Raw genomic sequence first — 13,429 nt, forward strand, 5'->3', positions numbered from 1 at the left:
CCACCACTGAAGATGCCCCGGTGACCGGTAGCGTCCTCACTGGCACAAGCAGCGTCGACGGCCCGGTCAGCGTGGTGAATTTCGCCATCGACGGCGTTCCTGGCACCTTCACCGCCGGCCAGACCGCAACCATCGCCAACGTCGGCACCCTGGTGATCGGCGCCAACGGCGCTTACACCTTCACCCCGGACACCAATTACAACGGCGCGGTGCCGACCGTCAGCTACACCGTCACCGACGGTTCCGGCAGCAACGTCACCTCGACCCTGACCATCGACGTGACCCCGGTCGACGACAGCTTCACCGACCTCAGCGAAAACGTAACCACCGCTGAAGACACCGCCGTCACCGGCAACGTCCTCACCGGCACCTCGAGCGTCGACGGCCCGGTCAGCGTGCTTAACTTCACCATCGACGGTGTTACTGGCACCTTCACCGCCGGTCAGACGGCGACCATTGCCAATGTCGGCACCCTGGTGATCGGGGCCAACGGCGCCTACACCTTTACCCCGGACGCCAACTACAACGGCGCGGTGCCAACGGTGAGCTACACCGTCACCGACGGTTCCGGCACGGACGTCACTTCGACCCTGAACATCGGTGTTACACCGGTTGATGACAGCTTCACCGACCTCAGCGAAAGTGTGACCACCACTGAAGATGCCCCGGTGACCGGTAGCGTCCTCACTGGCACAAGCAGCGTCGACGGCCCGGTCAGCGTGGTGAATTTCGCCATCGACGGCGTTCCTGGCACCTTCACCGCCGGCCAGACCGCGACCATCGCCAACGTCGGCACCCTGGTGATCGGCGCCAACGGCGCCTACACCTTCACCCCGGCCGCCAATTACAACGGCACGGTACCCACGGTCAGCTACACCGTCACCGACGGCTCCGGCAGCAATGTCTCCTCGACCCTGAACATCAGCGTCACCCCGGTCGATGACCCGAGCGTCCTGATTGCAGATACCAAGACCGTCGATGAAGACCACGCTGCAACGGGCAACGTGCTTGGCAATGACATCGATGTCGACAACGCTCTGAGTGTCGCGACATTCACCATACAAGGCGTCCCCGGCTCATTTACCGCGGGTCAAGTCGCGACTATCACCGGCGTCGGTACTGTGACTATCGCCACCAACGGCGATTACAGTTTCAGCCCTGCCGCGAACTGGAACGGAACAGTTCCACAGATCGGCTACACCACCAACACCAACTCCACCAGTACGCTGGACATCACGGTCAATCCGGTCAACGACGCTCCGACCGTTAACGCCACCTCGGCCAGGGGTGATGAAGATCATTTGATCGCCGTGCAGCTCGGCGGCAATGACATTGACGGTAGCGTCAACCACTTCACCCTGACCAGCCTGCCGGCCAATGGCAAGTTTTACGCAGACGCCGCCGGGACCATCGAGCTGACCACCAGTAGCGTGATTTCCGCAACGGCCAATGGCGCAACGGTTTACTTCAAACCCACCGGCGACTGGAGTGGCACCACCAATTTCACCTACAGTGCGACCGACAACGGTGGCATGCCTTCTGCGGCTTCGGCGACCGGCACCATCGTCGTCGCACCAGTCACCGATACTCCGAGCCTGTCGCTGACCGGTGGCGGTATGGTTGCCTCGACCGACTTCCAGGAAGTCGCTGCGAGTATCGACGTCGATGTCAGCAAGCTCGGCAACGGCGCCTGGCACACCGACAACCGCGGGGGCATGGTCGAAATCGGCAAAGCCAGCGTCTACGGCGCCGGCGGCGATAACCAGGTCATCGAACTCGAGCGCAATACCGGTGATGCGAGCAACCTCTACACCACTATCGATGCGAAGGCCGGTACCACGTACAACGTATCGCTCGACTATGCACCGCGCGCCGGTGTAGATAATTCGCTCATCAACGTGTACTGGGGCGGTCAACTCATTGGCACCCTGAACACCTCGACCACGGGCATGCAGCACTACAGTTTCGACATTCCGGTCACTGCCGATGGCAACCAGAAACTCGAGTTCCGTGCTGGGGACAGCAACAGCCTGGGCGGCCTGCTGGACAACATCAATGTCACTCAGGTGCTCAACTCGGGCCTTGAAGACAACGCGATCCTGTTGTCCACCATCCAGGCCCACACCAATGACGCCGACGGCTCGGAAACGCTCGCCCTCACACTGAGCGGCTTGCCAGCGGGCTCCAGCCTCACCGATGGCACCCACACCTTCAATGCTGCCAACGGCTCGACGTCGGTGGACATTACGGGCTGGAACCTGTCTACGCTCAAGCTGACACCGCCGACGAACTTCAATGGCGACATCCCCCTGACCGTAACGGCCACCGCCAAAGACGGCGATGCCCCAAGCGCGAGCACCTCGCTGCCACTGGTAGTGCACGTGGCTGCCGTCGATGACGCCAGCGTGCTGCAGTCGGACCAGATCACCGTCGAAGAGGATCACAACGCGATCGGCAACGTGCTGACCAACGACCACGATGTCGATAATGCCCTGAGCGTCGCAAGCTTCAGTGTGAACGGGGTCAACGGCAGTTTCACGGCGGGTCAGACCGCAACCATTGCGGGTGTCGGTACGCTGATCATTTCCAGCAACGGCGACTACACCTTCAAGCCGGCTGCCGACTGGAATGGCAACGTTCCACAGGTGACATACACCACCAATACTGGCTCGAGCAGTACGCTGAACATCAGCGTTACGCCGGTCAACGACAACTTCACCGACGCCAACGAAACGCCCTCCACCCCGGAAGACACCGCCTTGACCGGCAGCGTCCTCTCTGGCACGAGCAGCGTCGACGGCCCGGTCAGCGTGGTCAACTTCACCATCGGTGATACCACCTACGCCGCGGGCAGCACGGCGACCATCGCCAACGTCGGTACCCTGGTGATCGGTGCCAATGGGGCTTACACCTTCACCCCGGACGCCAACTACAATGGTACGGTACCGACCGTCACCTATACCGTCACTGACGGTTCGGGACCCAACGACACTTCGACCCTGAACATCAGTGTTACGCCGGTCAACGACAACTTCACCGACGCCAGCGAAACGCTCTCCACCCTGGAAGACACTGCCCTCAGCGGCAGCGTGCTCACCGGCACGAGCAGCGTTGACGGTCCGGTCAGCGTGGTCAACTTCACCATTGGTTCGACCACTTACACGGCCGGCAGCACAGCGACCATCGCCAATGTCGGTACCCTGGTGATCGGTGCCAATGGGGCTTACACCTTCACCCCGGCCGCCAACTACAACGGCACCGTGCCAACCGTTACCTACACCGTCACCGACGGTTTGGGACCTAACGACACTTCGACCCTGAACATCAGCGTCACGCCGGTCGACGACAGCTTCACCGACGCCAACGAATCAGTCTCCACCCTGGAAGACACTGCCTTGACCGGCAGCGTCCTCTCCGGCACGAGCAGCGTCGACGGCCCGGTCAGCGTGGTCAACTTCAGCATCGACGGCGTGACGGGTACTTTCAACGCCGGCCAGAGCGCGACCATCGCCAACGTCGGCACCCTGGTGATTGGTGCCAACGGTGCCTACACCTTCACCCCGGCCGCCAACTACAACGGCACCGTGCCGACTGTTACCTACACCGTCACCGACGGTTCGGGAACCAACGACACTTCGACCCTGAACATCAGCGTTACCCCGGTCAACGACAACTTCACCGACGCCAACGAAAGCGTGACCACCGCTGAAGACACCGCCCTCAACGGCAGCGTCCTCACTGGCACGAGCAGCGTCGATGGCCCGGTCAGCGTGGTCAATTTCACCATCGGTGATACCACCTACGCCGCCGGCAGCACGGCGACCATCGCCAACGTCGGTACCTTGATCATTGCAGCGAACGGGGCTTACACCTTCACCCCGGCCGCCAACTACAACGGCACCGTGCCGACCGTCACCTACACCGTCACCGACGGTTCCGGCACAGACGACACTTCGACCCTGAACATCAGCGTCACGCCGGTCAACGACAACTTCACCGACGCCAGCGAAACGGTCTCGACCCTGGAAGACACCGCCCTCAGCGGCAGCGTCCTCTCCGGCACGAGCAGCGTCGACGGCCCGGTCAGCGTGGTCAACTTCAGCATCGACGGTGTGACGGGCACTTTCAACGCCGGCCAGACCGCGACCATCGCCAACGTCGGTACCCTGGTGATCGCCGCGAACGGGGCTTACACCTTCACCCCGGCTGCCAACTACAACGGCACGTTGCCGACGGTTACCTATACCGTCACCGACGGTTCGGGCCCCAACGACACTTCGACCCTGAACATCAGCGTTACGCCGGTCAACGACAACTTCACCGACGCCAACGAAAGCGTGACCACCGCTGAAGACACCACCCTCACCGGCAGCGTCCTCAGTGGCACGAGCAGCGTCGATGGCCCGGTCAGTGTGGTCAACTTCACCATCGGTGATACCACCTACGCCGCGGGCAGCACGGCGACCATCGCCAACGTCGGTACCCTGGTGATCGGTGCCAACGGGGCTTACACCTTCACTCCGGCTGCCAACTACAACGGCACGGTGCCAACCGTCACCTACACCGTCACCGACGGTTCCGGTACAGACGACACTTCGACCCTGAACATCAGCGTTACGCCGGTCGACGACAGTTTCACCGACGCCAACGAAACGGTCTCGACCCTGGAAGACACCGCCCTGACCGGCAGCGTCCTCAGCGGCACCTCGAGCGTCGATGGTCCAGTCAGCGTGGTCAACTTCACCATTGGTTCGACCACTTACACGGCCGGCAACACGGCGACCATTGCCAATGTCGGTACCCTGGTGATTGCGGCGAACGGCGCATACACCTTCACCCCGGCTGCCAACTACAACGGCACGGTGCCGACCGTCACCTACACCGTCACTGACGGTTCGGGAACCAACGACACTTCGACCCTGAACATCAGCGTCACGCCGGTCGACGACAGCTTCACCGATGCCAACGAAACGGTCTCGACCCTGGAAGACACGACCATGACCGGTAGCGTCCTCTCCGGCACGAGCAGCGTCGACGGCCCGGTCAGCGTGGTCAACTTCAGCATCGACGGTGTGACTGGCACCTTCAACGCCGGCCAGACCGCGACCATCGCTAACGTCGGCACCCTGGTGATCGGCGCCAACGGCGCTTACACCTTCACCCCGGCCGCCAACTACAACGGCACGGTGCCGACCGTCACCTACACCGTCACTGACGGTTCGGGAACCAACGACACTTCGACCCTGAACATCAGCGTCACGCCGGTCGACGACAGCTTCACCGACGCCAACGAAACGGTCTCGACCCTGGAAGACACCGCCCTGACCGGCAGCGTCCTCACCGGCACCTCGAGCGTCGATGGCGCGGTCAGCGTGGTCAACTTCACCATTGGTTCGACCACTTACACGGCCGGCAGCACGGCGACCATCGCCAACGTCGGTACCTTGATCATTGCAGCGAACGGGGCTTACACCTTCACCCCGGCCGCCAACTACAACGGCGCTGTGCCGACCGTTACCTACACCGTCACCGACGGCTCGGGAACCAACGACACTTCGACCCTGAACATCAGTGTCACGCCGGTCGACGACAGCTTCACCGATGCCAACGAAACGGTCTCGACCCTGGAAGACACTGGCCTGACCGGCAGCGTCCTCTCCGGCACCTCGAGCGTCGATGGCGCGGTCAGCGTGGTCAACTTCACCATTGGTTCGACCACCTACACGGCCGGCAGCACGGCGACCATCGCCAATGTCGGTACCCTGGTGATTGCGGCGAACGGCGCTTACACCTTCACCCCGGCCGCCAACTACAACGGCACCGTGCCAACGGTCACCTACACCGTCACCGACGGTTCGGGACCTAACGACACTTCGACCCTGAACATCAGCGTCACGCCGGTCGACGACAGCTTCACCGATGCCAATGAAACGGTCTCGACCCTGGAAGACACTACCTTGACCGGCAGCGTCCTCAGCGGCACGAGCAGCGTCGACGGCCCGGTCAGCGTGGTCAACTTCAGCATCGACGGCGTTACGGGCACTTTCAACGCCGGCCAGACCGCGACCATCGCCAACGTCGGTACCCTGGTCATCGGGGCCAACGGGGCTTACACCTTCACCCCGGCCGCCAACTACAACGGCACGGTGCCAACCGTCACCTACACCGTCACTGACGGTTCGGGAACCAACGACACTTCGACCCTGAACATCAGCGTTACGCCGGTCAACGACAGCTTCACAGACGCCAGCGAAACGGTCTCGACCCTGGAAGACACCGCCCTCAGCGGCAGCGTGCTCACCGGCACGAGCAGCGTCGATGGTCCGGTCAGCGTGGTCAACTTCACCATCGGTTCGACCACTTACACGGCCGGCAGCACGGCGACCATCGCCAATGTCGGTACCCTGGTGATCGCAGCCAGTGGGGCCTACACCTTCACCCCGGCCGCCAACTACAACGGCACAGTGCCAACCGTCACCTACACCGTCACCGACGGTTCGGGACCCAACGTCACCTCGACCCTGAACATCAGCGTCACGTCGGTCGATGACCCGAGTGTGCTGGCTGCGGACCTCAAAACCACCCTTGAAGACCAGGTCGCCACCGGTAACGTGCTGACCAACGACCGTGATGTGGACAACGCTCTCAGCGTGACCAAGTTCACTATCGGTGGCATCGAGTACAACGCGGGGGGGACTGCCACCATCGCAAACGTGGGCAGGCTGACAGTCGCTGCCAGCGGTGACTACAGCTTTACCCCTGCCGACAATTGGAGTGGCAAGGTTCCGACTGTGACCTACACCACCAATACCGGTTCAAGCACCACGCTGGACATCAGTGTGACTGCGGTCGCGGATACTCCGATCGTGACTGCCACCACTTCTCAGGTGGCCGAGAACAGCAGCATCGCGTTGGGCTTGAAGGTAACATCGGTGGACACTGATGGCTCTGAAACCCAGACCATTACCTCGATCGGTGGAATCCCGGCGGGTGCGACCCTGACCGATGGCACGCACACCTTTACCGGCACAACCGGTAACGGCGTCGTCAACCTCAGTGGGTGGGATGTGAGCAAGTTGAGCTACACCCCGGCACCGTATGCCACCGGCACCAACACGCTGACCGTGACGGCAGTCTCGACCGAGAGCCAGGGTGATTCGGCCAGCAATACGACGCAGATTCCGATCACGATCAATCCAGCGGTCTATAACCCGCTCACTGCCACCGCCGGTAACGACACCGTCACCGGCACCAGTGGCAATGACATCGTGGTGTCGGATATCGGCGGGCTGACGGTCGCACCAGGTCAGAACTACAATATCGCCTTCATGGTCGACAGCTCGGGCAGTATGGGCGACGCCTCCATGTCGGCGGCGAAGAAGTCTCTGGAGGCGGTGTTTACTTCGCTGATCGCCAGTGCGACTTCGAAAGACGCGAATCCGGGTACTGTGAAAGTGTTCCTCGTGGACTTCGACACAACGGTCAAACAGTCGATTTCGATCGACCTGTCCAGCAAGGATGCCCTGGCGAACTTGAAGTCGGTTCTCGACGGTATGAAATCGGGCGGATACACCAACTACGAGGACGTGTTCAAGACCACCGCCAACTGGTTCTACAGTGCTGATGCGAAGAGCAACCCTAATGCGATCAATCTCACCTACTTCATTACCGACGGTGAGCCAACCGCTTACACCAGCAATGAGCAGACCAACCCGGTCGTCGTCAACTTCAAGTCAAGCAGCTCCCCGGACCTGACCCTGGACAGCCTGTTGAAACTGGGTGACTACAGGCCTGGCACTGCTTTCACCACAGTGATCGGCGGCGCAACTCGTACGTTGGTCGATGCCAATGGCGCCGTTTACAAATGGAGTGAGGACAGCAAGGGTAACTGGAGCTCTTCAAAATACAGTGGCCTGACACTCCATGCGCAGGGTGACGGCACTTATGAGTTGTCGGCCAACGATGGCGATGGCTATGTCGACAGCACCAGCGCCACCAATGCCGCAGCGGCATTTGCCCTGCTGGCGGCGGCCCACTCCACCGTGCAAGCCATCGGCCTGAACGGCGACGTCAAGGAAAGCGACCTGGCGCCGTACAACACCACCGACGGCAAGCCGCTGGCCAATATCAACCCTTCGGATCTGGCCAACGCGATTCTCGGCCACAGCGAGGCCACGCTACCGGGTCACGACACCGTCAACAGCGGTGATGGCAATGACATCATCTTCGGCGACCTGGTGAGCTTCAATAGCGTCACCGGCGAAGGTTACGCTTCGCTGCAGGCTTTTGTCGGCCTGCAAACCGGGGTCGAGACCAATCTGGTCACACCAAGCAATGTGCACCAGTACATCACCGAGCACTACAACGTGTTCGATGTGTCTGGGGTTCAGGATGGTGCCGATACGCTGCTCGGCGCCGCCGGCAATGACATCATCTTTGGCCAGGGTGGCGACGACAAACTCTACGGCGGCACCGGCAATGACATTCTGCTCGGCGGTACCGGAAACGACTTGCTGGACGGTGGCGACGGCAATGACATTCTCTTGGGCGGCAAGGGCAATGACACCCTGACTGGCGGTTTGGGCGGAGACACCTTCGTCTGGAAAGCGGGCGACACCGGCAACGACGTAATCAAGGACTTCAAGGCCAGCGAAGGCGACCGGATCGACCTGCGCGATCTGTTGCAGGGCGAAACCGGGAGCACCATCGACAACTTCCTGAAGATCACCACGGTCGATGGCGTGTCGTCGCTGCAAGTCAGCTCGACCGGTCAGTTCAACTCTGGCAATGCCGCAGCCGCCACGCCGGACGTGACGATCAAGCTGGAGGGCAACAACTGGTCAAGCGCCAACCTGCACAACCTGATTGCCGGTAGCGACCCGACCATCAAAATCGATCACAACAACAGCTGATGTATGAAAACGGCCGCCCTTCCGGGGCGGTCGTCACGTTTATGTCCACTGCCCGGTGACGATTTCGTCGCTGCGCCACATACTGGCGCGCAGTTGACCTATGCTGCTGACAGCATGACGCTGGCTCAATTCTGAGGGATGCTCAATGTTTTACGTGCAACGCGATGCGCAGGGCCTGTTGGTACGCGTGGAACCCGCCGCCTTTGCCGAGGCCACGGAAACGCTGCCGGCCGACAATCATGAAATCCAGGCCTGGTTTGCCAATGCGGCGGTGGAGAACAGCCTCAAACAGCTCAAGCAAAGCGACCTGGAAATGATCCGGGTACTCGATGACTTGATTCAGGTGCTGACCCAGAAAGGCGTGATCCGCGTCACCGACCTGCCGACGGCGGCCCAGGCCAAACTCATGGACCGAAACCAGGCCCGTGAAGCCTTGGGTGGCTTGAGCCAATTGATCGATGATGAAGAGACCGGGTTGATCTGACGCCCCCCCTCCGATCACTCCCACGCCCTGCGTGGGAGCGATCACATCAGCACCAGGGCTTGGGCTCGCCGAACAACTGGCCCTGCACACCGTATAGCCCCATCTCGCGAATCACCGACAACTCGCCTTCCGTCTCGACCCGCTCGGCAATCAGCGGCAAATCAATGCTGTGTGCCGCTCGCTGGATCGCCTCGATGAACAGGCGTTTGTCACTCTCCAGGTCAATCGAGCGAATGTAGCTGCCATCGATCTTGAGGTACGCCAGCCCCAGCCGCGCCAGGTTGCCGATCATGCTGAAGCGTCCGCCAAAACGTTGCAGGCTCAGTGAGAAGCCGAGTTCGCGCAGGCGCCGGGTCAACTGCTCCAACACTGCCTGATCAGGCAGTTGCTCTTCGCCAATCTCCAGGGTCAGACGCGGGCCGAGGTTGGAGTGCGCACGCAGTAGCTCGAAGATTTTGTTTTGCGCCTGCGGGTCGCCCAGGGTCGCCGATGACAGATTCAGCGCCAGCGACTCCTCATGTTCGCTCATTTGCGCCAACACCCGTTCGAGCATCAGCCGGTCCAGGCGCGCGGTCCAGCCGAATCGCTCCAGCCAAGGCAGAAAACGCCCGGCGGGGATGGTCTGGCCGCGCTCGTCGAGCAGTCGCGACAGCACTTTGTAATGCAGTACCAGTTGCGTGTCCTGGGCGGCCACTACCGGCTGGAAATACAGCTCGAAGCGCCGCTGTGTCAGCGCTTGGTCGAGCATCTGATGCCAGGCGTGGTGATCGTCGCCGACACTGGCCGAGAGGCTGTGTTCGAGGCAGGCCCAATTCTGCTCGCCCTGACCTTCGGCCTGGGCCAGCGCCTGATCACCGAGGCTGAGCACGGCTTGCGGCGAGTCACCGTGAGCAAAAGGCGCCAGGCCGATAGACGCCACGGCAGCCACATCAGTGGCGCCGGTAGCGTGCAGACTGGCCAGGGCGCCGTCGAGATTCTGCGCCAATTGCAGCGCTTCTTCGCGCACCAGCCCCGGCGCCAGCACGGCAAATTCGCCACCACGGATACGGGTCACCAGGTTCTGGGTTTCCGGGTACTTGGCGCACTCGCGAGTCAGTTGCTCACCGACGGCCTTGAGTACTTCATCGGTGCGCTGGCCACCGAGGCGCTGGTTGAGGCCGGCCAGATCCTTGACCCGCAACAGCAGCAGATAACCGGAGCTGGCCTGCTCCGGGTTGCTCACCCGGGCATTCAGTTGCATCTCGAAATAGCGCCGGTTGGCCAACCCGGTCAACGAATCCTGATAGGACTCGACCCGCAGTTTTTCACTACGCTCGGCCTGTTCCTGGAACAGCGCCTTGAGCTTCTCGACCATCTGGTTCATGGCCTGCACGACCCGGCGAAGCTCGGGAGTGCGCGGCAGTTCCGGCAGGCTGAGGAACTCCCGTCTGGCGATGGCGTGGGATTGCTTGACCATGTAATCCAGCGGTCGCAATTGCTGGCGCAGCAACAGCGCGCCGAGCACCGCACTGACGGCGCCGCATAGCAGCAACCAGCCCAGGCTGCCCAAGGCGCTTTGCCACAACTTGGCCAGCGCGAACATCGGATGGCTGACGACCTCGACCCGGGCAGCCTGCTCCCAGCCGCGGCTGACGATCGCATCACCACCGGCGGGCTCCAGGCCGATCAGTTTGACGAACCAGTCCGGAACGTTGTTGACCGCCGGAATGCCCGTGCGCTCAACCAGGGGCTGATCGGTCTTCAGATCGACCACGCGGATGCTCGCGTAGTAACCGCTGTCGAAGATCGAGCTGACCAGCAACTCGACCATCGCCGGGTCGTCGATATTCGGGGTCAGGGAAAGCGCCAGTGCGGTCGCAGCGTCCTGGGCATGGGAACGCAACTGATTGACGTACTGCGTGCGCGAGCTCTCCAGGCTGACCATGAAACTGCCGGTAAAGGCGACCACCAGGAACAGACAGATAGCAATCAACAGCTGTTTGAACAAAGACATCTGAGCACGTGCTCCTAGTTAGTCGTCTCGACCGGGAATCCTTCGGCCTGCATTTTCTTCAACACATCCTGCCAGCGCGACAGACGCTTGGTATCGCCGACCTTTTTGTTGCCTTTGGCACCCGGCAACCACAATCCCTCTGCGTTGAAAGAGTAGACCGGCAGCAAATCCTTTCGTTGGCTGGCCGGCTTGATTGCATCGATCAGGCTGTCGAGCACCAGGGGCTCGGCCTCCGGACTCGAGTAGTAGGTCAGCACCATGTGCGCGCGGTTCTGGGTCAGTGCCTTGACGTAGGTAATACGCAGCTTTTCACTGGCTACACCGAGGTGACGCAGGCTGAAGTACTTGGCAATAGCGTAGTCCTCACAGTCACCGGCGCCTTTCCACAGGGCTTCGATCGGGGTTTCCCAGTAATCGACTTCATGCCACAGGTCGATGTCTTCAACGTATCGCACCTGCTTGTTGAAGAAGCGATTGACCACATTGAGTTGTTCCGACTCGCCGATCTGCTTCTGACTGGCCAACAAGTATTGCCAATCATTAATGCGTTGCTGGCCCTCTCCCAAAGGTCCGTACAATGCCTGCGCCCGCCGGCTGATCAGGGAAAAGTCCCAATCGGCACTCAAGCTGCCCAGCATCACGCCAGCCAGCAGCAATGCGCTGCACAGCCAGCGTAAAATCCGAGGGATCGTTAAACATGCCGCCAATGCGAGGCATCCTGGGTAGGCAGGAGAGAATTGTTCGAATGGTGAAGGTTAGTCCGGAAAAAGACAATGGCACGGTGAGATCACTGGTGGCGCGCTAAACTGAAACAAAGGCATTCGTTCACTTGTTTGACAAGCTGTCAGGCAGTCACTAGTGTCATTTGGATCCAAAAAATTCATTATTCAGGGTGCGTTTAGTGACACAAAAGCCCAACCCTCTGAGCAGTATCAAGGTCAACGGGCCGATTCCCGCACATCTGGCTCGCTCGGTGATCGAAGAAACCCTGCGCGCGGCGATACTTGACGGGCGCATCCCTTGCGGCGCGGCCCTGCGCCAGCAGGACCTCGCCGATCTGTTCGGCGTCAGCCGCATGCCCGTACGGGAAGCCTTGCGCCAGCTCGAAGCACAGTCGTTGCTCAACGTGGTGGCCCATAAAGGCGCCGTGGTCGCGCCGCTGGTCCAGGGAGACGCCGTTGAAACCTACGCGCTGCGCATCCTGCTGGAATCCGAGGCCCTGCGTCTCTCGGTGCCATTGCTCCAGGACGAAGATCTCGAGCAGGCTGCCCGCTACATCGACGAACTCGAAACGCAAAGCGACTACAGCGAAATCGGCCGCCTCAACCGCTTGTTCCACATGACGCTTTACTGCCGAGCACCCAATCGCCGGCTGTTGAAACTGGTTGAAGACGGCCTGAATGAGGAAGAGCGCTTCCTGCGTTTCAACCTGGAAGCCATGGGCCTGGGCAAACTGTCCCAGGACGACCACCAGGCACTGTTGCGCGCCGCCAAGGACCGGGACGTGGGACGCTCCGTGAAGTTGCTCGAGCATCACCTGAACCGAGCGGTCGAGGTCATTACGCGCTACCTCAACAGCCCTGAAGTCCAGGCCAGAAACACACCGAAGTAACCCCCCAGCGGCAAGTACAAGACGTGAGAAAGCCCGTTGTGGAGAGACTCCACAACGGGCTTTTCAGTACCCCTGAAACGACAAAACCCCTGTCTGCGTTAGCAGACAGGGGTTTTGGAATTCAATCTTGACGATGACCTACTCTCACATGGGGAAACCCCACACTACCATCGGCGATGCATCGTTTCACTTCTGAGTTCGGGATGGGATCAGGTGGTTCCAACGCTCTATGGTCGTCAAGAAATTCTGTGACCAGCCCGTTAGAACATCAACGTGCCGGTGAAAATGGGTGACTTCTACTAAAAACAAAACCCCAACTGCTTTCGCAATTGGGGTTTCGGAATTTAATCTTGACGATGACCTACTCTCACATGGGGAAACCCCACACTACCATCGGCGATGCATCGTTTCACTTCTGAGTTCGGGAT

At 60.7% G+C, this 13,429-nt stretch carries 5 protein-coding genes and 1 rRNA gene; 3 read left to right on the top strand and 3 right to left on the bottom strand.

Features of this window, described 5'->3' with window-relative positions:
- Positions 1-20: 20 nt before the first annotated feature.
- Together C9422_RS31815 and C9422_RS31820 are read left to right on the top strand one after the other, a co-directional pair.
- Positions 21-8,912: a tandem-95 repeat protein gene (locus tag C9422_RS31815; RefSeq protein ID WP_305887999.1), complete on the top strand. Its 8,892-nt coding sequence runs from the start codon at positions 21-23 to the stop codon at positions 8,910-8,912.
- 145 nt (positions 8,913-9,057) lie between these two features.
- The gene (locus tag C9422_RS31820; protein WP_116583416.1) at positions 9,058-9,396 is read left to right on the top strand and encodes a tryptophan synthase subunit beta; all 339 of its coding nucleotides are present in this window, start codon (positions 9,058-9,060) and stop codon (positions 9,394-9,396) included.
- A 46-nt stretch (positions 9,397-9,442) separates the two neighbouring features.
- Here the strand turns inward: C9422_RS31820 and lapD are convergent, their stop codons facing one another.
- On the bottom strand, positions 9,443-11,389 hold the full coding sequence (gene lapD / locus C9422_RS31825) for a cyclic di-GMP receptor LapD (RefSeq protein WP_116583417.1): 1,947 nt from the start codon (positions 11,387-11,389) through the stop codon (positions 9,443-9,445).
- Positions 11,390-11,403: 14 nt separating this feature from the next.
- On the bottom strand, positions 11,404-12,096 hold the full coding sequence (gene lapG / locus C9422_RS31830; protein WP_116583418.1) for a cysteine protease LapG: 693 nt from the start codon (positions 12,094-12,096) through the stop codon (positions 11,404-11,406).
- A 194-nt stretch (positions 12,097-12,290) separates the two neighbouring features.
- Here lapG and C9422_RS31835 point away from each other — a divergent pair, with 194 nt between their 5' ends.
- The gene (locus C9422_RS31835; protein ID WP_116583419.1) at positions 12,291-13,001 is read left to right on the top strand and encodes a GntR family transcriptional regulator; all 711 of its coding nucleotides are present in this window, start codon (positions 12,291-12,293) and stop codon (positions 12,999-13,001) included.
- A gap of 125 nt (positions 13,002-13,126) precedes the next feature.
- Here the strand turns inward: C9422_RS31835 and rrf are convergent.
- A 5S ribosomal RNA gene (gene rrf / locus C9422_RS31840) occupies positions 13,127-13,242 on the bottom strand.
- Between the last annotated feature and the right edge of the window lie 187 nt (positions 13,243-13,429).

It is taken from the genome of Pseudomonas sp. B1(2018) (assembly GCF_003097365.1).
GTDB classification, from domain to species: domain Bacteria; phylum Pseudomonadota; class Gammaproteobacteria; order Pseudomonadales; family Pseudomonadaceae; genus Aquipseudomonas; species Aquipseudomonas laurylsulfatiphila.